The organism is uncultured Reyranella sp. (genome assembly GCF_945957355.1).
Taxonomy (GTDB): Bacteria; Pseudomonadota; Alphaproteobacteria; order Reyranellales; family Reyranellaceae; genus Reyranella.
The window spans coordinates 177,281-200,640 of the sequence record NZ_CAMFKM010000008.1 but is presented as its reverse complement, the minus strand read 5'-3'; the positions used below and the strand labels follow the sequence as shown (position 1 = coordinate 200,640).

Annotated in this window: 20 protein-coding genes and 1 tRNA gene; 7 read left to right on the top strand and 14 right to left on the bottom strand. The window is 66.9% G+C overall.

The genetic code is table 11. The features are described from left to right. Positions 1–3: 3 nt before the first annotated feature. The 4 genes from Q0Q48_RS15460 to Q0Q48_RS15445 form a co-directional block, all read right to left on the bottom strand. Positions 4–570: a cytochrome b gene (locus tag Q0Q48_RS15460; RefSeq protein ID WP_295139371.1), complete on the bottom strand. Its 567-nt coding sequence runs from the start codon at positions 568–570 to the stop codon at positions 4–6. Next, positions 567–1,619 carry a catalase family peroxidase gene (locus tag Q0Q48_RS15455; protein WP_295139369.1) on the bottom strand — a complete coding sequence of 351 codons (1,053 nt, stop codon included), beginning with the start codon at positions 1,617–1,619 and terminating at the stop codon, positions 567–569. The genes Q0Q48_RS15460 and Q0Q48_RS15455 overlap by 4 nt, the downstream gene beginning before the upstream one ends. 75 nt (positions 1,620–1,694) lie before the next feature. Next, on the bottom strand, positions 1,695–3,308 hold the full coding sequence (locus tag Q0Q48_RS15450; protein WP_295139366.1) for a Na+/H+ antiporter: 1,614 nt from the start codon (positions 3,306–3,308) through the stop codon (positions 1,695–1,697). Between the two features lie 13 nt (positions 3,309–3,321). Continuing rightward, positions 3,322–5,616, bottom strand: coding sequence for an FdhF/YdeP family oxidoreductase (locus Q0Q48_RS15445; protein WP_295139363.1), 2,295 nt, complete (start codon positions 5,614–5,616; stop codon positions 3,322–3,324). Between the two features lie 176 nt (positions 5,617–5,792). Between Q0Q48_RS15445 and Q0Q48_RS15440 the strand changes: the two genes are divergently transcribed. From Q0Q48_RS15440 to Q0Q48_RS15425, 4 genes are read left to right on the top strand one after another with little or no spacing between them, the layout of a single operon-like run. Continuing rightward, complete coding sequence (locus tag Q0Q48_RS15440) at positions 5,793–7,007, top strand: HlyD family secretion protein (protein ID WP_295139360.1); 1,215 nt, start codon at positions 5,793–5,795, stop codon at positions 7,005–7,007. Beyond that, positions 7,004–8,584 (top strand): DHA2 family efflux MFS transporter permease subunit, encoded by a 1,581-nt coding sequence (locus Q0Q48_RS15435; RefSeq protein ID WP_295139358.1) that lies wholly within the window; start codon positions 7,004–7,006, stop codon positions 8,582–8,584. The genes Q0Q48_RS15440 and Q0Q48_RS15435 overlap by 4 nt, the downstream gene beginning before the upstream one ends. Before the next feature lie 7 nt (positions 8,585–8,591). Further along, entirely contained in the window at positions 8,592–8,738 is a 147-nt protein-coding gene (locus tag Q0Q48_RS15430) for a hypothetical protein (protein ID WP_295139356.1), read from the top strand. A 5-nt stretch (positions 8,739–8,743) separates the two neighbouring features. After that, positions 8,744–9,256, top strand: a complete 513-nt coding sequence (locus Q0Q48_RS15425; RefSeq protein WP_295139353.1) for a DNA starvation/stationary phase protection protein — start codon at positions 8,744–8,746, stop codon at positions 9,254–9,256. Positions 9,257–9,312: 56 nt separating this feature from the next. On the opposite strand, the gene Q0Q48_RS15420 is transcribed toward Q0Q48_RS15425, so the two are convergent. From Q0Q48_RS15420 to Q0Q48_RS15400, 5 genes are all read right to left on the bottom strand, one after another. Further along, complete coding sequence (locus Q0Q48_RS15420; protein ID WP_295139350.1) at positions 9,313–9,714, bottom strand: response regulator; 402 nt, start codon at positions 9,712–9,714, stop codon at positions 9,313–9,315. Positions 9,715–9,787: 73 nt separating this feature from the next. Further along, positions 9,788–10,447: a response regulator transcription factor gene (locus tag Q0Q48_RS15415; protein WP_295139347.1), complete on the bottom strand. Its 660-nt coding sequence runs from the start codon at positions 10,445–10,447 to the stop codon at positions 9,788–9,790. Continuing rightward, a complete protein-coding gene (locus Q0Q48_RS15410; protein WP_295139344.1) occupies positions 10,444–11,886 on the bottom strand; it encodes an ATP-binding protein in 1,443 nt (480 codons plus the stop codon). The genes Q0Q48_RS15415 and Q0Q48_RS15410 overlap by 4 nt, the downstream gene beginning before the upstream one ends. Before the next feature lie 261 nt (positions 11,887–12,147). Then, positions 12,148–13,122, bottom strand: coding sequence for a tripartite tricarboxylate transporter substrate binding protein (locus Q0Q48_RS15405; RefSeq protein ID WP_295139341.1), 975 nt, complete (start codon positions 13,120–13,122; stop codon positions 12,148–12,150). A gap of 94 nt (positions 13,123–13,216) precedes the next feature. Beyond that, complete coding sequence (locus Q0Q48_RS15400) at positions 13,217–14,359, bottom strand: acyl-CoA dehydrogenase family protein (RefSeq protein WP_295139338.1); 1,143 nt, start codon at positions 14,357–14,359, stop codon at positions 13,217–13,219. Between the two features lie 198 nt (positions 14,360–14,557). Here Q0Q48_RS15400 and Q0Q48_RS15395 point away from each other — a divergent pair, with 198 nt between their 5' ends. Further along, positions 14,558–16,897 (top strand): Tex family protein, encoded by a 2,340-nt coding sequence (locus tag Q0Q48_RS15395; protein ID WP_295139465.1) that lies wholly within the window; start codon positions 14,558–14,560, stop codon positions 16,895–16,897. 38 nt (positions 16,898–16,935) lie between these two features. Further along, the gene (locus Q0Q48_RS15390) at positions 16,936–17,472 is read left to right on the top strand and encodes a thermonuclease family protein (RefSeq protein WP_295139335.1); all 537 of its coding nucleotides are present in this window, start codon (positions 16,936–16,938) and stop codon (positions 17,470–17,472) included. Positions 17,473–17,490: 18 nt separating this feature from the next. On the opposite strand, the gene Q0Q48_RS15385 is transcribed toward Q0Q48_RS15390, so the two are convergent. After that, positions 17,491–18,396, bottom strand: a complete 906-nt coding sequence (locus Q0Q48_RS15385) for a GDSL-type esterase/lipase family protein (RefSeq protein ID WP_295139332.1) — start codon at positions 18,394–18,396, stop codon at positions 17,491–17,493. Positions 18,397–18,471: 75 nt separating this feature from the next. Here Q0Q48_RS15385 and Q0Q48_RS15380 point away from each other — a divergent pair. Then, positions 18,472–18,561, top strand: a tRNA-Ser gene (locus Q0Q48_RS15380). A 319-nt stretch (positions 18,562–18,880) separates the two neighbouring features. Here Q0Q48_RS15380 and Q0Q48_RS15375 read toward each other — a convergent pair. The 4 genes from Q0Q48_RS15375 to Q0Q48_RS15360 all read right to left on the bottom strand — a co-directional run bounded on the left by Q0Q48_RS15375 (position 18,881) and on the right by Q0Q48_RS15360 (position 23,251). Next, entirely contained in the window at positions 18,881–19,651 is a 771-nt protein-coding gene (locus Q0Q48_RS15375; RefSeq protein ID WP_295139331.1) for an alpha/beta hydrolase, read from the bottom strand. Positions 19,652–19,686: 35 nt separating this feature from the next. After that, the gene (locus tag Q0Q48_RS15370) at positions 19,687–19,905 is read right to left on the bottom strand and encodes a helix-turn-helix transcriptional regulator (protein ID WP_295139329.1); all 219 of its coding nucleotides are present in this window, start codon (positions 19,903–19,905) and stop codon (positions 19,687–19,689) included. Continuing rightward, positions 19,905–20,369 carry a DUF2975 domain-containing protein gene (locus Q0Q48_RS15365; RefSeq protein ID WP_295139326.1) on the bottom strand — a complete coding sequence of 155 codons (465 nt, stop codon included), beginning with the start codon at positions 20,367–20,369 and terminating at the stop codon, positions 19,905–19,907. The genes Q0Q48_RS15370 and Q0Q48_RS15365 overlap by 1 nt, the downstream gene beginning before the upstream one ends. Before the next feature lie 410 nt (positions 20,370–20,779). Continuing rightward, positions 20,780–23,251 (bottom strand): tetratricopeptide repeat protein, encoded by a 2,472-nt coding sequence (locus Q0Q48_RS15360; RefSeq protein WP_295139323.1) that lies wholly within the window; start codon positions 23,249–23,251, stop codon positions 20,780–20,782. Positions 23,252–23,360: the final 109 nt, after the last annotated feature.

The window sequence follows — 23,360 nt, the reverse complement described above, 5'->3', positions numbered from 1 at the left end:
CCCTCACCTCTCGGGCGTCGTCCTGCCCTGTGGCAGCGGCGACATCGCCTCGAAGACGCCGTCGCGGCGGACCAGCACATGGAACAGCGCCGCCGCGACATGGAGCAGGATCAGCGCAAAGAAGGCGAAGGCCAGCCAGCGGTGCGCGGCCCACAGCAGCGTGTGCAGCGAGTCGGACTGCGGCAGGATCGGCGGCAGCCGGATGCCGCCGAACAGCACCACAGGATAGGCGGCCGCCGACAACATCGCCCAGCCCAGCAGCGGCATGACGATCATCAACCCATAGAGCGCCCAGTGCGAGAGGACGGCGCCGAGCCGCATCAGGGGCGGCAGGTCGGCCGGCAGAGGCGGTGCGCCGAGGGTCACGCGCAGGGCGAGGCGCACGAGCACGAGGGCGAAGAGCGCAACGCCCAGGGTCTTGTGCGTGGCGACCAGGGGGACATAGGTCGGCGCAACGGTGGAGAGCATGCCCACGCCGATGAACAGCATCCCCACGATGCCGGCAGCCATTGCCCAGTGCAGCAGGCGCTGAGCGCCGGAGAAGCGAACATGGGTCATGGTGCGGCTCATGGCTTGGCACTCCCGGCGACCGGCGTGCGGGGATAGTCCTTCGCCTCGGAGGTCCGCAGGTCGTAGGACCGGGCATAGACCGATGAGCGCGCGGCGGGGAACGGATCGTCGGACACGCTGACGCCGCGGGGCAGGGTCGTGGGGTCGAAGTTGATGTCGCGGCACGGACCGTCGGGCTCGGCGATGACCTTGTTCACCACGAGCGTGCCGACTTCGACCGTGCGCCGTCCCTGCGGCCAGGCCTTGGTGGGATCGGCGGTGTTGTCACCGGGTTCCGCGACGGTCACGACCATGGTCCAGCGCTGCGGCGCGCCGGCGACCCTCTGTGCGATCTCCTGCTCGAGATAGTTCGCCCCCTTCTTGGCGAGTTCCTCGGGCGTGATCGGCACCGGCGTCGCTGCCGGCCGCAGCGACCAGCGAACAGCGCGGGTCGTTCCGGTCGCGTCGGTGAACAGGAAGGAGTTGAGGCTGTTGAACGGATCCTCCGCATAGCTCGAGGTCCAGGGTGCGCTCCCGGCCCAGCCGGCGAAAGCCATGAACTCCGGATGGCGGCCGATGAACGCCTTCATGGCCTCCGGCCCCTTGGGCGCCGACTCGAGCAGGTCGTAGAACGCCTGCGGCGTCGAGACCGCGAAGATCGGCGCGTCGATCATGGCGCTGCGCCAGACATCGCCGTCGGGCGTCGTGATCTGCAGTCCCATGCCGCGGACGCGCACGGTCGCATCCGCGGCGTTGGGACTGGGCGTCGCAAGATTGAATCGGCCGAGCACCGGCCAGGCGCCGGCCGTGAAGACCTTCGCCTTCGATAGCGCCACACCGTTGCCGTTAGACTGGAACTCGCCGGTGAAGCAGATGCCCTTGGCATGGTTGCGCCGATGCCCAAGCGCCGGACCGCCGGGCGGCGCCAGCGCTGCCACGAGCCGGGCGGGCGTGAGACGCTCCGGCGATAGCCACCCCGCCGTATAGGCGAACGCGGCCGCACTCCCCGCCACGACCAGGGCGATGACGGCCAGCGGTACGAGAGGGCTGCGAGAGGACGATCGAGACATGGAGAACACCTTTCGGTCGTGGGAGTGGAGTATGGCCGGCGCAACCTGCGCCGCCCTCTCAAGAGCGCGTGAACCTCAGGCACCCGCGATGCGCGCCTCGACGAGATCGACCTCGCGCACGAGCTTGCGTGCCGCCTCGTCGGACAGGTGGCCGCTGCGCGTGAGCTGGAGCAGACGCTCGCGTTCCGCCCGCATGCCGATCAGCTCCAGCTCCCGCTCGAGGACCTCGATGCGACGCGCTAGGTCTCCCTCGGCCCCCGACCGAGAGAGCGCGTCGATGCGCTGGCGATAGGGTGCCATGGCGCGCGTCGCCGCTTCCGCGCCCAGATCCGCGTCGTCGGGGCGGGTCGCTAATCGACCTTGGGCACGGGCGATGGCCGCCAGCGCCGCCTCGCCGGCAGCGACTCGAGCCGCGTCCTCCGCCGCCTCCTCGCCCGGCTCGGCCGCGAAGCCGAGGCGACGCAGCAGGCCCGGCAGGATGAGTGTCGCCGCGACCAGTGAAGCGATGATGACTCCTGCCGCAAGAAACACCGCCAGGTCGCGCGCCGGGAACGAGCTGCCGTCGGCCAGCATGAATGGCAGGGAGAGTACGCCCGCCAGGGTGACGGTGCCGCGGACACCTGCGACCGTGAGCGCCGCGACCAGCCGCCAGCTCGCTTGCCGGCAGAGTGCCACGCGGACCAGCACCCACACCCAGGCGAAGCGCAACGCAGCCACACCGAAAGTGATCGCGGCGACGTAGAAGAGCAGCCAGAAAACCTCGGCATGGCCTGCCTCATGCACCACCTCGGCGGCGCCGCTGGCGATCCGGGGCAATTGCTCGCCCAACAGGATGAAGATGACGCCGCTGGCCCCGAACTGGATGGTCTCCCACACGGCGCTGCGCCGCACGCGGGTCTCCGCAAGCGCCCCACCGCCCTGTTCGACGTGGCTCATGGTGATGCCGGCGGCGACGGCGGCGAGGATCCCCGAGGCGCCTGCCATGTCAGCGAGGAAATAGGCTCCGAAAGGGATCAGCAGGCTGATCAGGATCTGGGCGCCGACATCCTCGCCGTAGCGGCGCGACACCCAGTTCTTCGCCTGCGCCGCCACGATGGTCACCGCGAATCCGGCCGCCAGCCCGCCGACCGCCACCCACACGAAGCTGCCGACGGCGTCGGTCAAAGAGAAGGTGCCGGTCAGCGCGGCGACCACTGCAAAGCGCAGACAAACCAGACCCGACGCATCGTTGAGCAACGCCTCCCCTTCGAGCAGTTGCATCAACCGCTTCGGCACGGGCACACGCGCGGCGATGGCCTTCACCGCGACCGGATCGGTCGGCGAGATCACCGCTGCGAGCGCGAAGGCCACGGCGAGCGGCATGGCGGGAATCATCAAGTGGATCAGCAGCCCCAGCCCGAGCACGGTGAAAACGACGAGACCGAGCGCAAGCGCCAGGATCATTCCCTTGTCCCGCAACAGGCTGGCTTTGGGCAGCCGCCAGCCGTCGAAGAACAGCAGCGGCGGCAGGAACAGCACGAAGAAGACCTGCGGATCCAGCCTGACGCCGAGATTGGCGACCGCGGCGACGAACACGCCGAGCGCGATCTGGACGAGCGGCACGGGCACCGGCAGCGGGAGCATGCGGGCGCAGGCGCCGCTCACCACCACGGCCGACAACAGGATCAGGACGATCTCGAGCGGTGCCATTGGCTCGCCTCCCTCAGGCAGCGCCCGCCGCCGCGCGGACCAGCCGCACGGGGATGCCCTTGTAGGAGGGCGTGAAGCTCATGGGGTCGTGGGCATCCAGCGCCACCAGCGGATTGGTCTCCGGATAATAGGCCGCGCAGCTCCCCTCGGGGAACGCACAGGCCACGAGCTGGTAGCCGCGCACGCGCCGTTCGATGCCGTCGCCGTTCACGGCGACGATGTCGACGCGATCGCCGGGCTCGAACCCGAGCCTTTCGATTTCGGTCGCGCCGAGGAAGACGACGTCGCGCTGGCCATAGACGCCACGATAGCGGTCCGACATCGAATAGAGCGTCGTATTGTATTGGTCATGGCTGCGCACGCTGGTCAGCCACAGCACGTCATTGTCCTTCTGCACCGGGTCTTCCTGGATGCCGTCGTAGATCAGGAAGTTCGCCTTGCCGGATGCGGTGTTCCAGATCCGCTCGCGGGCCGTCGGCACGAGATGGAAGCCGCCCGGCACGCGGATGCGCGCGTTGTAGTCCTTGAAGATCGGGAACACGTCCTCGATCGCGTCGCGAATTAGGTCGTAGTCGCCGACCAGCTCCTCCCACGGCACGACCGACCGGGTGCCGAGCGTCGCCCGGGCGATACCGGCCACGATGGCGGGCTCGCTCTTCAGATGGTCCGAGGCGGGCGCGTTCAGGCCGAGCGAGGCGTGCACCATCGACATCGAATCCTCGACGGTGATGGACTGCGGCCCGGTCGCCTGGACGTCGAGCTCGGTGCGCCCGAGGCAGGGCAGGATCAGCGCCTCGCGGCCGCGCACCAGGTGACTGCGGTTGAGCTTGGTCGAGACATGGACGCTGAGATCGAGCCGGCGGAAGGCGTCGCGCGTCACCTGCCAGTCGGGCATGGCGGCCACGATATTGCCGCCCATGCCGAAGAAGACCCGCACCTCGCCGCGCGCCATCGCCTGCAGCGCCGTGACGACGTTGTGGCCGGGCGCCGATGGCGGCGTGAAGCCGAACCGCTCGCCAAGACGCGCGAGGAAATCGGCCGCCGGGATCTCGGTGATGCCCACCGTGCGGTCGCCCTGCACGTTCGAATGGCCACGCACCGGGCAGAGACCCGCCCCTTCCCGGCCCATGTTGCCTCGGAGCAGGCAGAGGTTGGCCAGCTGCTGCACCGCCTGCGCACCGTGGCGATGCTGCGTGATGCCCATGCCATAGACGACGATGGCGCGCCCGGCCTTCATGTAGGCTCGGGCCGCCTCCTCGATCTCCGAACGGACAAGGCCGGACTGCCGCTCGAGCGACGCCCAGTCCGCCGCCTTCAGGTCGGCGATCAGCGCGTCGATGCCCAGCGTGTGCTCGTGGATGAAATCCCAGTCGAGTACGGCGGCACTGCCTGCGCCCCGTGCGCTTTCGTCGGCCTCGACCAGGACCTTCATCAGGCCCTTGATTGCCGCGACGTCGCCGCCGACCCGCACCTGGTAGAGGCGCGAACTGATCGGTGTCGAGCCGAGCGTCACCATCTCGACCGGATCCTGCGGCGCCTGGAAGCGTTCGAGGGCGCGCTCGCGGAACGGGTTGAACGACATGATGGTCGCGCCGCGCCGCGAGGCGTTGCGCAGGCTGGTCATCATGCGCGGGCTGTTGGTGCCGGGATTCTGGCCGAAGATGAAGATGCACTCGGTCTTGTCGAAATCCTCCAGCAGGACAGTCCCCTTGCCGACACCGATCGAGAGCGGCAGGCCGACGCTGGTCGCCTCGTGACACATGTTCGAGCAGTCGGGGAAATTGTTGGTGCCGAATTCGCGCACGAACAGCTGGTAGAGGAAGGCCGCCTCGTTGGAGGTGCGACCCGAGGTGTAGAACTCGGCCATGTTCGGATCGGGCAACGCCGCCAGGTGCCGGCCGACCGTCGCGAAGGCTTCGTCCCAGCTCACCGGCACATAGCGGCCGCTCGCCGCGTCGTAGGCCATGGGGTGCGTCAGCCGGCCGGCCATCTCGAGCTGGTAGTCGCTCCAGCCCTCGAGCTCCGAAACGGTGTGCTCCGCGAAGAACTCCGGCGTGCAGCGCTCCGCGGTCGATTCCCAGGCGACCGCCTTGCCACCATTCTCGCAGAACTCGAACGAGGAGGTGTGCTTGGGATCGGGCCAGGCGCAGCCCGGGCAGTCGAAGCCCATCGGCTGGTTCATGCGCAGGAGCGTCTTCGATCCCTTGATCGTGATGCCCTGCTCGACGAGATGCTGGCCCAGCGCCTTCAGGGCGCCCCATCCGCCGGCGGGCTGCTTGTAGGGGCGAATGCGCCTGGTCTCGGCCATGGTCCTGCTCCCGATCGGATGTCGTGATCCGATCTTCGCGGAAAAAGCCGCCGCCGACTGCCTATACGAAGGTTTGCCCGCATCAGACGTCCATCTGAATTGGCGGTTTTGCCTCGGTCTCTATCCTCTCGTTCAGCCCCGCAAATGGTGCGTGGCCCGCGATAGGAGACCACGTCATGTCGCCCAGCCCTGGCACCCTGATTCCGCTACGCCGTCCGACGGAGAGCACTCCCGCGCCGGCCCCGGCCGAGGCGCCGCCTCAGGAGAAACTGCTTCGCGACGAGCCGGCCACCGCAGACGAGGCACCTTCGAAGAAGACGCCGCGCGGAGGCTTCACGGGGCGCCGCATGCTGCTCGGCGGCGTCGGCCTCCTGGCCCTGGTCGGCGCGGTCTCGGCGGCCGGGCTCTATTTTGACTACAGCGCTCACTTCGCGACGACCGACGATGCCTTCATCGCGGCGCGACAGTTCGCGGTCGCGCCCAAGGTCCCGGGCTACCTGACGTCGGTCCCGGTCACCGACAACCAGCATGTTGGCACGGGCGACGTGATCGCCCGCATCGACCAGCGCGACTACCGGGTAGCGCTCGCCCAGGCCGAGGCCGCCATCGCCGCCGCGCAGGCGAACATCGCCAACATCGCTGCCCAGATCGAAGTCCAGAAGGCGCAGATCGCCGCCAGCGAGACCCAGGTGAAGCTGAGCGAGGCGCGGCTGGTCTATGCGCAACAACAGGCCGAACGCTACAGCACGCTCACGAAGGAAGGCTGGTCGAGCCATCAGACCGGCGAACTGGCTCTGTCCGAGCTCTACCAGCAGCAAGCGACGGTCTCGAACGCGCAGGCCAACGTTACGGTGGCACACCGCCAGCTGGACGCGCTCGAGGCGCAACGCAACTCGGCATTGGCGAATCTGCAGGAGGTGCAGGCAAAGCACGACCAGGCGGCGCTCAACCTGTCCTACACGACGGTGACGGCGGCGCAGCCGGGGCGGATCGTCCAGCTCGGTGCCGCGGTCGGCGAGTTCGCGCAGGCCGGCACGGCACTCTCCATGTTCGTCCCCGACGAGATCTGGGTCGTTGCCAACTTCAAGGAGACGCAGCTCGACGCGATGCGTCCGGGTCAGCCGGTGAGCTTCCGGATCGACGCCTATCCCGGCCGCGAGATCCACGGCCACGTCGCCAGCGTGCAGCCGGGATCCGGCACCGCCTTTTCGCTGCTGCCCGCCGAAAACGCGACGGGCAACTACGTGAAGATCGTGCAGCGCGTGCCGGTGAAGGTCGTCATCGATCATGCGCCGACCGACGTCGCGCTGGGACCGGGCATGTCCGTGGTCCCCACGGTGCGGACCGACCCGGCGCCGTCCCTCTACGAGCGGCTGCGGAGCTGGCTGTGAGCGCCGCCGACACGGTCAGGGTATCGAACCCCTGGCTGATCGCCGTGGTGGTGGCGATCGCCACCTTCATGGAAGTTCTCGACACCACGATCGCGAACGTGGCCCTGCCCTACATCGCGGGCGGCCTCGGCGTCAGCGAGGATGAAGCGTCCTGGGTGGTGACCACCTACCTGGTCTCAAATGCCATCAGCCTGACGGCCAGCAGCTTCCTGGTCCGCCGGATCGGCCGGCGGCGGTTCTTCATCGCCTGCCTCGCCCTGTTCACCGTCAGCTCGGTGCTGTGCGCCTTCGCCTGGAACCTGCAGGCATTGCTGCTGTTCCGCGTCCTGCAGGGCATTGCCGGCGGCGGCATGGTGCCGGTCTCGCAGTCGATCCTCGTCGATACATTTCCCCCGGCCAAGCGCGGGCAGGCCTTCGCCCTGTTCGGCGTCGCCGTCGTGGTGGCGCCCGTGGTCGGGCCGACGCTCGGCGGATGGCTTTCCGACAACGCCTCCTGGCACTGGTGCTTCCTGATCAACGGGCCGGTGGGCCTGCTGACGATCGTGTCGATCGCCCTGCTGCTGCGCGAGACGCGGGCCCAGGTCGAGGAACGGCAGAGGCTGCGGCGGACCGACGGCGGCTTCGATCTGGTGGGCTTCGCGCTTGTCGCCACGTTCCTCGGCGCGCTCGAGATCGTGTGCGATCGCGGTCTGGAGGACGACTGGTTCGGCTCTGGCTTCATCGTCACCGTGGCTTCCGTCTGCGCACTGGCCTTCGTCCTCATGATCCCGTGGGAGATGACCCGTCGCAATCCGGCGATCGACATCCGGTTGGTGGCAACCCGGCAATTCGGCGCCTGCTTCCTCGTGATGCTGGCGACCGGCGCCATCCTGCTCGCGACAACTCAGTTCCTGCCGCAGCTCGTGCAGCAGGATCTCGGCTACACCGCCACCTGGGCCGGCCTCGTCCTGTCACCCGGGGGCCTCGTCACCATGGCGATGATGTTCATCACCGGGCGCCTGCTGACGAAGATCCAGCCCAAGTACCTGATCGTCGCCGGCGCCTCGATCATCGCGCTCTCGATGTACAATCTGACCGCGATCTACGGCGATGTCGGCTTCTGGTACCTCGCCCACTCGCGCATGCTGCTGGGCGTCGGCCTGCCGCTGATCTTCCTGTCGATCACAGCCGCCTCCTATGAAGGCATCGCGGCGGACAAGGTCGACCAGGCGTCCGCGCTGGTCAACGTCGCCCGCAACATCGGCGGCTCGCTCGGCATCGCTCTCTCGTCCAACGTGCTGGCCCACCGCGAACAGTTCCACCAGAGCCGGCTGGTCGAGCAGTCGGTGCCGTCGAGCGCCGCCTACCAGGAAACGGTGCGCCAGATGGTCGACTACTTCACCAGCCATGGCAGCTCGGCGCTGCAGGCCCAGAAGCAGGCCATCGCCTGGATCGGGCAGCAGGTCGCGACGCAGGCCTCGTTCCTGGCCTTCATCGACGTCTTCTGGACGCTCATGGCGATCTCGCTCTCCGCCGCGGCGCTCGCGCTCACCCTGCGCAAGGTCAAGCTCGGCGGCCACGCCCCGGCGGCCCACTGAGGCAATCATGCGCAAACTGCTCAAGGTCGATCTCGCCCTCGCTTTCGTCATCGTCTGCATCGCGATGACGCTGACTGTCGTCGTGGCCGTCGCCACGTCGGGAGAAACCCACCAGGTGCATCAGACCCACCCGCTTCCAGCCACCAAGGAGTAGAGCCAATGACCACCGTCCAGGATCGCAGAACCGCCGCCCTGCAGACGCGCAGCACCTTCTCCGAAAACGCCGTCAAGGACCTGGCGACGTCGCTCACCGCACTGCTGGCCGACTGTTTCACCCTCTACTTGAAGACCAAGAACTTCCACTGGCACATGTCCGGCCCGCACTTCCGCGACCATCACCTGATGCTCGACGAACAGGCCGACCAGATCTTCGCCATGACCGATCCGATCGCCGAGCGCGCGCGAAAGATCGGCGGCACGACGCTGCGCTCGATCGGCCAGATCGCGCGGCAGCAGCGGCTGCTCGACAACGATGCCGACTTCGTCCCGCCGGGCACGATGCTGGCCGAGCTGCGCGACGACAATCGCCAGCTCACGTCCATCCTGCGCGAGGTCCATGCGCTGTGCGACGAGCATGGCGATGTCGCGACGGCGAGCCTGGTCGAGGTCTGGATCGACGAGACCGAGCGCCGGACCTGGTTCCTGTTCGAGAGCGCCCGCGCGCACGGATAGTCGGGAGGCCCATCGTCCCGAGACCGGCGCATCGCGAAGGGCGGGACGATGGGGCCTTACCGGGTCAGGCGCAGGGCGCGCTCGACGCACTCGATCATGCGGCTGGCATCGAACGGCTTGGTGAGGAAGCCGGCCGCACCCAGCTCCTCCGCCTGTTGGCGCACATAGTCGCGCGGAAACGCGGTGATCAGGATGACCGGCAGCCGCGTGTCCGACGCCACGATGCGCTTCTGCAGTTCGAGGCCGCCCATGCCGGGCATCTGGACGTCGGTCACGACGCAGGAAAAGGCCTCGCTCGCCGGGTGCTCGAGAAAGTCTTCGGCCGAGCAGAAGGCCCGCACGTCGTAACCGGCCGATCTCAGCAGGTTTCGCAGCGCCTCGCGCACCGACTCGTCGTCGTCGACGACGGCGATGCGGAGGGGCGACACGGAGTTCGAAGTGTCAGGTGTGGACGGCATGGCGACGCCACCTTGCGGCAGGCGCGGTGGCGCCGGTAGCCATACGTACGTTTATGAAATTGCAGAAGGCGTGCTAGCCCCGGCTGGCGTGGAGCGACAGTTGCTCGGCCATTCGCACCAGATCGGCGAGTGTGCCGGCTCCCATCTTGCGCATGGCCTGGGCACGGTAGAGCTTCACGGTGATCTCGCTCAAGCCCAACTCGCCGGCGACCTGCTTGTTCATGAGGCCGCGGGTTACGAGGGTCATCACTTCACGCTCGCGCGGCGACAGGCCTTCGAAGCGCGCGCGGACGTCCCTTCCCGCCTCTGCCGTGGCTCGGCGCTGCCGGTCCGCCTCTATCGCCGAGGAGACGGCATCGAGCATGTCCTGGTCGCGGAACGGCTTGGTTAGGAAGTCGACGGCGCCGGCCTTCATGGCGCGCACCGACATCGGTACGTCGCCATGGCCTGTCATGAAGACGATCGGCAGCTCGATGCCCATGCGGGTGAGCTGTCCCTGGAATTCGAGGCCGCTCACGCCCGGCAGGCGGACGTCGAGGACCAGGCAGCCGGGTGCGTCGACCGGAGCCGCCTTCAGGAATTCGGCGGCCGAGCCGAAGAGCCGTGCCTGCAGGCCGACGGAGCGGAAGAGATTGTCGAGCGCCAGACGCAGCTCCTCGTCGTCGTCGACGATGAAAACCACGGGCGTCAACTCTGCGGGCTCAGCCCCGACCGCGGATTGCCGGCGGTTCATGCCGCCCTCCCGCCGACCGGCAGGCAGACGCGAAACGAAGCCCCTCCTTCCGGCCTGTTGGCCGCTTCGATACGGCCGCCATGAGCCTCGACGATCGAGCGCGAGATCGACAGGCCCATGCCCATCCCGTCGCTGCGGGTCGTGAAGAAGGCGTCGAACAGATGGGCAAGGTCGGCTTCTGCAATCCCCGCGCCGGTATCCTCGACTGTCAACACGATGGCATCTCCCAGACTCTCGCTCACTGCGCGTTGCACTCTAACAGAAATCGTGCACCGTTCGGGGGGCACGGCGCCCAGAGCCTGGATGGCGTTCAACAGGAGATTGAGCAGGACCTGCTGGATCTGCACCCGATCGCCGTCAACCGGCGGCAGGCCCGCCGGAAGGTCGGCGGACAACCGGACACCCTGGACGCGCAGCTCCCGTTCGACGAGCTGGACGGTCTCGTCGGCCACCGCCGCGACGTCGAGAAGCGCGTGGGCGGGCGCCGACTTGGCTGACAAGCCCCGCAGGCGCCGGACGACGTCGCTGGCGCGGTGCGCATTCCGCAGCATCGCCTCGATGGACTTCTTCGTCTCGCCCAGGTCCGGCGTGTCACGCCCCAGCCAGCGCAGACCGGCTTCGCCGTTGGCGACGATGGCGGCGAGCGGCTGGTTGACCTCGTGGGCAATCGACGCGGTGAGTTCGCCCATCGTGGCGATACGCGAGAGGTGAGCCAGTTCGCTGCGCGTCCGGTCGAGCCGGTCCTCCGCCGCGCGCTGGGCGGTGATGTCGGTGTTGGTTTCGAGTACGGCGGCAGGCCGGCCATGCGAATCGCGCTGCAGCGCCCAGCGCGAACTGACCGTGACCTGCCTGCCGTCGCGGCAGGTATGGCCGATCTCGCCCTCCCAGCGGCCCTCGCGCTCCAGCTCCTCGAGGATCGCCGGATAGGGCACAGGAAAGGTCTTACTCAGCAGCGCCGCGGCCGGCTGGCCGACAGCCTCGTCGCTGCGCCAGCCATAGAGATCCTCCGCCGCGCGATTCCAGTATCGGATCACGTCGTCGCGGTCGCGCACGAACACCGTGTCGTGCGTAAGGTCGAGTAGATCGGCCTGGTCGCGCAGGGCCGCCACGGCCAGCTGGTTGCGCGCCGCCAGTAGTGCGGTGATGGCGATGGCCGAGAGGCTGACGAAGCAGCGCAGGATAGCTCCGGTATCCGACGTCAGATCGTGGGTCAGAACGAAGCTGGTAATCGTCAGGACGGCGCAGCCCGCGGCAATCGTCAAGATGCCGGTATAGCCGGCAAAATCGACCGCCAGCAGGACGACGGCGACATAGAGCACGGCCACGGCGATATCGAGCGGCGTCAGCGTGTCGACGATGAAGATCGCGACGGCGACGATGGCCGTGAGCACCGGCACGAGGATCTTCGTTCGGGCCGGCGCCGAAACGTAAGGGGACATTCGGGAAGGCCTCCGGAGCGTTGACGCGCATCGTAGCGCCAGCTGCCTCGTCAAACCACCGGGCGAAGAACGCCTCGGTTCCTAGCGTCTTTCCGATGCGGGAAGATCAAACACCCACCTCATCCTGAAGAGCCGCGCCTGCGCGGCGTCTCGAAGGATGGGCAGCAAACGCGGTGCTCGTGCCCATGCTTCGAGACGGCTGCTCCGCAGCCTCCTCAGCATGAGGTTTGGTGGGTTGATTCCAGCTTATTCGGAAAGACCCTAGTCGACCCTGAGGTTGAGGTCCCTGACCATGGCCTGCCACACTAGGAACTGGTCCTTCTGGTACTGTACCGCCTGCTGCCGCGTCGACGGCGTCGGCACGATGCCGTTCTGCAGCAGCTTGGCTCTCACCGATTCCGTTTCCAGGATCTTCACGAGCTCGCGGTTCAGCCGGTCGAGGATCTCGTCCGGCGTCCCTGCCGGCGCCACGGCGCACCACCAGCCGCTCATGTCGGGCGGCGTGGCGAGCCCTTGTTCCGAGAAGGTCGCCACGTCGGGCAGAAGCGAATTGCGCTGGGCGGTCGTCATGCCGACCGCCCGCACCCTGCCGCCCCGGATCATGCCGAGCGAGGCCGGAATATCGGCGACCATGAGCTGCACGTGTCCGCTGACCAAATCAGCGAGGCCCGGGGGCACCGACTTGTAGGGCACATGCGTCACGTCGAGCTGGTAGGCATTCTTGATGTAGCCACCATAGGCGATGCCACCGGTATTGCCGCTCGCGTAGTTGAACTTCCCGGGATTGGCCTTGAGCAGCTCGATCAGCTCGGGCGCCTTCGTGGCCTTGACGTCGTTGTTGACCAGCCAGACGTAGGAAACCGACGCCACCATGGAGATGTAGCTCAGGTCCTTGGCCGGATCGTAGCGGACGCCGCTGGTCAGGCCGGCGGGGCTAGCGACGAGGCCGGAATTGGTCAGCAGCCCGATCGTGTATCCGTCCGGTGGGGAACTCACCACGAGCTCCGTGCCGAGCGTCGTGTTGTTGCCCGGCTTGTTCTCGATGACGATCGGCTGGCCGAGCGCCTGGCCGAGCGGCTCGCCGATGATGCGGGCGAGGATGTCGCTGCCCGAGCCGGCGCCGAAGGGGACGATTAGGCGGATCGGCTTGTTCGGATAGGGTTGTGCCATCGCGGGCGCGGCAAGCACGACGCCGACGGCGGTCGCGAACGCGGTAAGCCGGCGAACCAACTTCATGAGCTTCCTCCCTTGCTTCGCAGCATTTTCTTGTTCGTGGAGTTTCGTGACGACGCTTCCTGCTCCTTTCGGTCGATGACGGATGTCGGATGGTTCAGAACCTGAAGCCGAGGTCGCGGGCGATCAGGTTCTTCTGGATCTCGCTGGTGCCTTCGCCGATCACATAGACCAGCGCATCGCGGTGGATGCGGCCCACCGGATACTCGCGCATGATCCCGGCGCCGCCGTGGACGCGGATCGCCTGCTCGCTCACGGAAACCGCGGTCTCGCTGGCGACCAGTTTCACCCGCGCGGCGGTCGCCGAGTCCAGCGTGCCCTGGTCGACCCTCCAGGCGCCGTAGTAGACGAGCCACCGCGCCGCCTCGATCTGCGCCGACATCTCCGCGAGCTTGTGGCCGATCGCCTGGTAGTCGCCGATCCGCTTGTTGGCGACCAGCCGGTCCCGCGCGTAGGCCGTGGCCGCATCGAAGGCAGCGCGCGCCATGCCCAAGGCGTTGGCCGCGACTCCGACTCTGTTCTCGCTAAGCGAGTCGAGGATCACCGGATAGTTGCCCAGCTGGGCGCCTAGAACGCAGCCGTCCGGCACGAAAACATCATCCATGTGGATCAGCCCAGTCTCGGAGGCGCGGATACCTTCCTTCCTGAGCTTGTCGATCTTCATACCGGCGGCCGGCAGCTCGACGATGAACAGGCTGATCGCGCCGCCGGTCAGCTCGGGCGCGGTCCGCGCCGCGACCAGCAGGAAATCCGCGATCGGCGCATTGGTGATGTAGAGCTTGCTGCCCCTCAGTTTCCAGCCGCCGTCGGCGCGCTCGGCGCGGGTCTTGAGGGCACGGATGTTCGAGCCGCCGTCGGGCTCGCTCAAGGCGAAGCCCGCGATCTTCCGCCCCTGCACGGCGGGCCGGAAGAAGCGCCGGCGCTGCTCTTCCGTGCCGGCCTTCCAGATCGGCCAGATGCCGAGATGGCTATGGGCCGACCAGCTCGAGGCGAATCCCTGGCTCATATAGCTCAGCTCCTCGCGCACGATGCAGTCGCTCACCTTGTCGAGGCCGCTGCCGCCGTCGGCTTCGGGATAGCGCACGCCCAGCAGGCCGAGTTCGCCCCAGCGCGCGAAGACTTCGCGCGGCAGCACTTCGTTCTCCTCCGCCGCCGCCACCAGCTTCTGATGCTCGGTCTGGCACAGGCGCCTGACGGTCTCGCGCACCGCCTCATGCTGTTCGGAAAAGGAGAAATCCATGATCGACGGCTTTTCTTCGTTGTTCGTGATTCTTTCGCCGAATGAACACTGCCAATGAAGGAAATACGGGTCAAACGATTGCTGGCAGCTCCAGGCGGAACTTCACAAACTGCTTGAAGTCCCACAGCCGCGCCGTTCATATCCGCGGCCCGACGTGGCGACGGTCTCCCACGCTAACGACCGATGAGGTTTTTCTTGGTGGTCTCCATCCAGGCGCGCATTGCCGAAGAACTCGGGGTCAAGGAGCAGCAGGTCCAGGCTGCGGTCGAGCTGCTCGACGGCGGAGCCACCGTCCCCTTCATCGCGCGCTACCGCAAGGAGGTCACCGGATCGCTTGACGATGCGCAGCTTCGCACACTCGAGGAGCGACTGGGCTATCTGCGCGAGCTGGAGGCCCGGCGGAAGGTCATCCTCGACTCCGTCCGCGACCAGGGAAAACTCGACGCGAAACTCGAAGCCGCGATCCTGGCCGCCGACAGCAAGAGCCGGCTCGAGGACATCTACCTCCCCTACAAGCCCAAGCGCCGCACCAAGGCGGAGATCGCCAAGGAAGCGGGGCTGGAGGCGCTCGCCGACTTGCTGCTCAAGGATCCGACCGTCGAGCCCGCGGTCCGCGCCGAGCCTTTCGTTTCGGCGGACAAGAACGTCGCCACGGCGGCGGCGGCGCTCGAAGGCGCGCGCGCCATCCTGGTGGAACGCTTCGCCGAGAATGCCGACCTGATCGGCGCGCTGCGCGAGGAGTTCTGGACGAACGGACGCCTCGTTTCCAAGGTGCGTGAGGGCAAGCAGGAAGCCGGCGCCAAGTTCAGCGACTATTTCGATTTCTCCGAGGCCCTCGCCAAGATGCCGTCGCATCGCGTGCTGGCGCTGTGCCGCGGCGAGCGCGAGGAGATCCTCGGCTTGACGGTCGAACCGGACGATCCCGCGACGCGCCCTCCCGCGTCGCAGGCAATCCCCAGCGCCTACGAGCTGCGCATCATGCGGGCCTACGGCATCTCCGACCAGGGACGCCCAGGCGACAAATGGCTGGCCGAGACGGTGCGCTGGGCGTGGCGCACCAAGATCACCATCATGCTGTCGATCGACCTCCGGCTGCGCCTGTGGACGGCCGCCGAGGAGGAAGCGGTGCGGGTGTTCGCCTCCAATCTGCGCGACCTGCTGCTCGCCGCCCCCGCCGGCGCGCGGCCGACGCTCGGGCTCGACCCCGGCTACCGGTCCGGCGTGAAGGTCGCCGTGGTCGACGCCACCGGCAAGGTGGTGGCGACCAGCACGATCTATCCGCACGAGCCGCAGCGCCGCTGGGACGAATCGCTCGCCATCCTGTCGAGGCTGGTGCGTGAGCATAAGGTCGAGTTGGTCGCGATCGGCAACGGCACCGCCTCGCGCGAGACCGACAAGCTGGCGATGGAGCTGCTGAAGGGACTGTCGGAGATCAAGCTGCAGAAGATCGTGGTGTCGGAAGCCGGCGCGTCGGTCTATTCGGCGTCCGCCTATGCCTCGGAGGAACTGCCGGGCCTCGACGTCACCCTGCGCGGCGCCGTGTCGATCGCCCGCCGGCTGCAGGACCCGCTGGCGGAGCTGGTGAAGATCGATCCCAAGTCGATAGGCGTCGGCCAATACCAGCACGATCTCAGCGAGTTCAAGCTGTCCAAGTCGCTGGACGCCGTGGTCGAGGATTGCGTGAACGGCGTGGGCGTGGACCTCAACACCGCCTCGGCGCCATTGCTGGCGCGCGTCTCCGGCATCGGCCAGGGGCTGGCGCAGAGCATCGTCTCCCATCGCGACGCGCACGGCGCGTTCAGGTCCCGCAAGGCCTTGAAGGACGTGCCGCGGCTCGGCCCCAAGGCCTTCGAGCAGTGCGCGGGATTCCTGCGCATCCAGGGGGGCGACGATCCGCTCGACGCCTCGGCCGTGCATCCCGAGTCCTATCCGGTGGTGCACCGGATCATCGCCGCGACAAAAAACAAGATCGACGCCCTGATCGGCAACGCCCCTGCCCTGCGGGCGCTGTCGCCGAAGGAGTTCGTCGACGAGAAGTTCGGCCTGCCGACCGTCACGGACATCCTGCGCGAACTGGAGAAGCCGGGCCGCGATCCTCGGCCGGCCTTCAAGACGGCGGAATTCAAGGCCGGCGTCGAGACACTGAACGACCTCGAGCCGGGCATGGTGCTCGAGGGCGTCGTCACCAATGTCGCCGCCTTCGGGGCCTTCGTCGATGTCGGCGTCCACCAGGACGGGCTGGTGCACGTGTCCGCCATGTCGAACAGCTTCGTGAAGGACCCGCGCGCCGTCGTGAAGCCGGGCGACATCGTCCGCGTGAAGGTCCTGGACGTGGACAAGCCGCGCAAGCGCATTGCCCTGACCTTGCGGCTGGACGACGAGGCCGGCAAACAGCCGGCACGATCCGCCCGCAACGAGGGTGGCGGCGGGGCTTCACGGCGCGATCAGGCCCGCGTGCAGGCCGCCAAGCCCGCCGCTCCGGCCAATGCCATGGCCGATGCGCTGCGGCGGGCCGGCTTTGGGACGCGAAGCAAATAACGTAGAGTGCCCCGGAAACGCCGCCGCAAGGTTACCCTTTGAAAACTGTCTCCTGGCCGATCGTTGCCCTCGCTGCGCTGGCGGTGACAGCCGGCGCCGCAGCCCAGTCCTCCGACGACGATACAGTTCTGCCGCCCGTGCCGAAGCCGCGCTTCACGGTGGTCGACGGCGACACGGTGAAGTTCGGCCCGCAGCTCGTGCGGCTGTTCGGTATCGATGCACCCGAGCGCAGCCAGACCTGCGACGACGGCCAGTGGCGTGCCGGCGCGCTCGCCCGCAAGGCGCTCGAGGAATTCATCGCCGGGCGCCCGGTGAACTGCCGCCTGATCGATACCGAGCGCAAGACCAACCCGCCGGTGGCGCAGTGTTTCGCCGGTGACGACGACCTGCAGGAGAAGATGGTCTCCGCCGGTTGGGCCTGGGCCCTGCCTGCCGTCAGCAAGGACCGCTACGTGCCCGAGGAGCGCGAGGCCATCCAGCGCAAGCTCGGCGTCCACGCCCACAAGTGCATGCCGCCCGCCGAATGGCGCGCCATGATCCGCCGTGAGGCCTTGAGACGCGAACAGGGCGGCTGAATCGCCGGTTAACGGCGGTTATCGATCCGGCGTTCGCGACAGTTCCGACAGCCGGGCGGCCAGCAGGCTTGCGATCATCGCGTTGCCGCGCGCGTTTACGTGGGAGTTGACGTAAAGCGACGCTGCCGCCGGCTCGGCGGCGAATCTCGGATAGGTATCGACGGTCGCCAGCCCCAGGCTCGACGCGCGATCGAGCACTTCCCAGGTCGCGCGGCGTTCGTCGGCCGCGAAGATCCGGTCGAGCCAGACCCGGGGCTGATACTGCGCCACCAGGACGACACGGCATCCGTGCGCCGCCTCCAGCTTGGCCAGGTGCTCGACGAGTCGCAGGCCGATGCCGCTGCCGTGGCCGGCGGGATGCTTCCGGACGTGGTAGCCGAAGAGCTGTTGGAGAGGCGGCGGAAGCTGGATCAGGATTCGCTGTAAACGATGGCGGAGCCACGAGGGCGCAAGCGGCTTTCGCTCGGGCACGGGCACGCCCTGGAGGACGAGTTCGTCCCCCCCAATTGCGAACCAGGGCTTGTCCCGCCCCCACAGGCGACGCATCTCGGTGCGCCGTATGTCATCGGCAATGAAGCCGACGATGATCATCGCCGGCTTATGTCGCTCGGCGAGTTGCTCGGCGCGCAGCACGATCTGGTCGAAGCCGTAGCCCGATACTCCGCCGTTCAGCACCGTGCGGCCGCTCAGCCGTTCGAGCTGTGCCGGCCAGGTATCGCCGTCGCCAATCTCCTCCCCGAACGTGTAGGAATCGCCCACGGCGAGAATTGCCCGATCGATCCCGGCGGCCGCGTCGCCGCCGCTGGACCGGAAGCCGTCGGCATCGATCGACACCGGCCACCCGCCGGCCCCCGCTCCCCGAAAGCCCGGTTTCGGTGCATAGCCCAGCCGATCGTCGTGCATCAGGCAAAAATCGTCTGCCATGAGGAGCAGACTAACAGAGGCGGACGCCATTTGTTGCAATCATGGCGGCACCTAAGTATCTGAACTTTCTGAGCTGGATGGGTGGCCGAGCGGTTTAAGGCACCGGTCTTGAAAACCGGCGTGGGCTCACGCCCACCGTGGGTTCGAATCCCACCCCATCCGCCATTTTGGTCCCACGGCGCTAAGAGTCCTTCCGAATACGATCGACTCACTAACACCAACCTCATGTTGAGGAGCGCTCCACTGGAGCGCGTCTCGAAGCATTGCCACGAGCACCACGTCTATCGCCGATCCTTCGAGACGCGGCCTGCGGCCGCTCCTCAGGATGAGGGGGTGCGGGTCGACTCGAAGCGGAAGAATTCTAGTACTGACGTTGCAGCGGACAAACTGCGTCGCCTTTTCTGTTTGGTGCAAGCTGCGACCATAGGTGCATAGGCCTGGATATTGCGGGCCTTGGTGCGTCCGCAAGTCTGAAGGTCTGTTGCTATCGCGGTTGCGCCAGCACCCAGCGGATTGCCTCCACCACCGCGCCAGGCTTTTCCCCTGGAATGTCGTGACCGCTATCGATCCAGCGGATTTGCGCCGTCGGATAGAGCCGTGCGAAATCGGCCCGCTTGGCCTTGTCGAAAGCCGCAGCCGGGCCGCTGCCGTCATTCCGCGCCAACAGGATGACGGTCGCGATGCGAGCAGATAGCGGCGGCGCCGCCAGCACCTCCGCGCCGGTTTGCGGCAAGGCGTCGAACTCCGGGCGGATCGGCCCGATCCCGCCGGCGAGCGCCATGATGCCCCGGGCAAGGGCGCCGCGATTCGCGAGCGATCCCTCGCCCTCGAACTGAGTGGGATGGGTCGGATCCACAAGGACCAGCCCTACCACCTCCTCGGGATGGAGCCTGGCGTAAAGCTGCATGTAGAGGCCGCCTGCGGAATGGCCGACCAGCACATAGGGCGGCTTCAGGCCCCGCCCCCGAAGGAGCGTGCGCAGTTCCTCCACGATGGCCGCGCCATCCCGCGGCCGCCCGGTCGAAGTGCTGCGTCCAACGCCCGGGCGGTCATAGGCGAAGACGCCATTGGTCCGCGCGACCTCCCGGAATACGGCCGTCCAACTCTCCTTGTGCGCTCCCAGGCCGGCTTCGAACACGACCGTTGGGGCCGGCCCGGGCAGATACGACACCTCGACATTCCCGTCGATGCCACGAGCGGTTTCCGCACCCGGCAAGGTGGCGCAGCCGGCAAGCAGCGACGCCAGGAGAATCAAGCCGGCCGCCAGGGCCGCTCGCCGGTTCGCCCGAGTCACGGGGGACCGGCGTCCGGCACGAACTCGAGAATGTCGCCCGGTTGGCAGGACAGCACCGCGCAGATCTTCGACAGTGTCTCGAAGCGTATGCCGCGCACCTTGCCGGATTTGAGCAAGGAGACGTTCTGCTCGGTGAGGCCGATCCGTTCGGCAAGCTCCTTGGAGCGCATCTTGCGCCTGGCAAGCATCACATCGAGCGTGACGACGATCGTCATCAGAGGATGCTCCGATTGTCCTCGTCGAGGCGGATCCCCTCCCGCATCACGAGCGCAAAGGCGAGCATCAGGAGACCGACAACCAGCGCCGTCACGTCGCCCGAGCTGACGGACAGGACCAGTTGCTGCTGACCCGGCGGGTTGGCGCTGGTCATCAGCAGCCCCACCACGATGCGGACGACGACGCCCGCAAAGGCTGCCGCAATCGCCAGAAGGCCGATGCGCCGCAACACCGACGGGGCTGCCGGATCGAATACGGTCGCGGCCCGGCCGAGCAGCCGGAACAGCGTCCGGGCCGATGCCATCGCGGCAATGAAGATCAGGGCCGGAACGAGGCTGACCAGTCCTGCCGCCGCCAGGGCGGGCGCACTGGGGTCGACGATGACGCCCGGCACTTCGCGGCGCAGCGCGATGGCGAGCGCGTCCGGCACGAGGGCCAGATAGGCGATATAGCCCAGACCCATCGCAACCCCGGCGACGGCCAGCCATTCTGCAGTATGCGTGATGGACCTCAGCCGGCGCCGATCGCCCGGAGGGTGGTTAACGTTGCTTCTGAACATCGGTAACCTCTGTGGAGCGATGTTTTCTTATCGTCTTACATTCATTTATTCAATTAGAATGTTTCCGGACCCCAGCGGCGGCGCAAGTGGACTAAACGAAACAAACGAATCGAAAAGAGCCTCCCCGTCCGCAGGGAGCCCGGTCGGGTCGCAGCCTGGAGACTGCCGGGATCGGTATTTGCGGGTCGTGGGTGATGTCGGCGCGGCCGGCGCAAAGCCGCAGCCCACCGCACCGGTGAACGGCTGGATTTCCGAAGGTCCAGATGGAGGGCTCCCCCGACCCGACGAGCAGTCCGTCGAGTCGGGGGGCTCCGTCAGTTCACGCCGTACTTGGCGAACTCGCCCGAGATGTTCGGCTGGATGCCGCTCGCGGCCGACATGTCGGCGATGCCCGCCGGGCCCTGGCCGTTGCGCGTGCGGGCAAGGCCTCGGCCGTAGAGGGCGCGCGCGCGATCCGGATCGATCTTCAGGGAGGCGTTGTACTGGGCGATCGCCCGGTCGTACTGCTTCCGCTTCAGATAGATCAGCCCGATATTGTCGTGGGCATAGGGATCGTCGGGCACCAGCTTGAGGACCTCGTTGCAGTCGGCGAGAGCGGCGTCGAGATTCCCTCCCGTCACGGCCCGCGTCAGGCATCTGTTGTTCAGTGCCGGCGTCATCTTCGGGTCGAGCTTCAGCGCCTCGTCATAGTCCGCGATCGCCTTGCCGTAGTCACCCTTGTTGAAGTAGGCGATGCCGCGGCTGAGGAACAGGTTGGCGTCGCGAGGCCTCAGTCGGATCGCATTGTTCAGGTCGTCGATCGCGTCGTCGAATTCGCCGAGGTTGCTGTAGAGATTGGCGCGGCTGGCGTAGATGCGCGGATTCTTCACGTCGGTGCGCAACGCCTGGGTGTAGTCCTCGATCGCGCGGCCGGCATCGCCGCGAAAGGCCATGACCTGCGCGCGATAGTACAGTGCAGTGGGATTGCCGGGCGACAGGCGCAGCGCATCTTCGATGTCGGCCAACGCCCGCGGGTAGTCCTTCTTCAGTCCATACGCGAAGCCGCGCTGGATCAGTGCGTTGATGTCGTCCGGGCTGATCTTCAGGGCAGCATCGAAATCCTTGATCGCGTCGTCGACCTTATCCTTGAAGATCAGGGCCATGCCGCGGTTGATGTAGGCCAGCGGCTCCTTCGGATCGATCTCGATCGACGAGGAGTAGTCGGCGATGGCATTGTCGTAGTCGTCGATGCGATGGTACGCTGCGCCGCGCTCGAAATAGGCAAAGGCCATGCCTGGCGCGAGCTTGATGGCGCGGTCGAGGTCCGCAACGGCATCCTTCGTCTTCTCCATCTTGAGATAGGCGGCACCGCGCCCCAGATAGGCACGAGGCTCCTTCTCGTTGATGTCGATCGCCGCCTCGAAGTCCTTCACGGCGGCCTCGTATTCCTGCTTGTCGATCAGGGCCATGCCGCGCTGGTAGTAGGCATTGGCCACCTGGTCGGCGGTCTGGGCCGCCGCAGGATCCTTCTTGCCGTCCTTGTCCTTCTGCGTGAGCCTGAGGATGTCCGACGTCTGCAGGCCGAGCCGAACCGCCTCGGTGAAGTCGACGATGGCGCGGTCGGGATCGTTCCGCTGCCGCCATGTCACGCCGCGGTTGATCAGCGCGTTGACTTCCTTCGGGTTGAGCTTGAGCGCCTGGTCGAAGTCGGCGACCGCCTCTTCGAACTTGCCCTTCTTCGTGTAGTAGACGATGCCGCGATTGACCATCGGGTTCGGATCCTTGGGCGTCAGTTCATGGGCGATCGTGTAGTCCGTGAGCGCGTTGTCGGCGTCGCCGATGCGGTGATAGGCGATGCCACGCTGCATGTGGGCGAAGGCCTGGCCGGGCTGGAGCCTGATGCCTTCCGTGAAGTCGGCGATCGCCTGCTTCAGCTCGTTCTTGTACATGTATGCTGCGCCGCGGCCGACCCAGGGCGATGCATCCCGTGGATTGAGTCGGATCGACTCGCTGAAGTCGGCAATAGCCTTGTCGTAGTCGTTCTTGTCGTACCAGGCGAGGCCGCGCTGGAAATGGACGAAGGCGGCCTGCAGCGCGATCCGGTTGGCCTCCTGCTGCGGCGTCCGGGCAAGCTGGCTAGTGACCGAATCAGGGACATCGGTGAGCGACACCGGCTGGATCTTGTCGGGCAGGATCTTGATCGCCGTCGTGAAGTCCGAAATCGCCTGGTTCACGTCGCCCTTCTTGCGATAGACGATGCCTCGATTGGTCCAGGCGCTGACTTCCTTCGAGTTGATCTTGAGTGCCGCGTTGAAGTCGGCGATTGCGCCCTCGTTGTTGTCCTTGCGCGTGTACAGCACGACGCCGCGGTTGATCAGGGGCAGCGTATCGCGCGGCGCAAGTCGGATCGCGTCACTGTAGTCGATGATCGCCCGGTCGGCCTCGCCGATCGTCTGATGGACGACGCCGCGCTGTATGTAGAGGTGCGGGTTGAGCGGCTGCGTCATGATGGCGTCGTTGTACATGCGGACCGCCGTCCGGAAGTCGGCCTTGGATCGCTTGTCGCTGTCCGGACCGTTCTCCGACAGCCCGCGGTGCAGATAGGCCAGCGCCAGCGCGCCGCCCGAGAGCAGGCCCTTGTTGATGACCTCGGTGCAAGCCGCGACCTTCGTCGGCGCATCGGCGCCCGTTAAGCCATAGCAGACGTCCACCTCCGGCGGATTTCCGCCCTTCCTGTTCGCCTGCTGCTGATTCTTCTGCTGGCCCGGTGGCGGCACGGTCCCCTTTGGCTGGGCCGACGCATTCATAGCGGTCCCGGAACACAGCAAGCCCAGAACGGCGCCGAAGGAAGCACCGCGCGCGACGAGACGCACTGCGGCCCAACGCTCAAAACCCCACATGACCATCCTCTTGCCA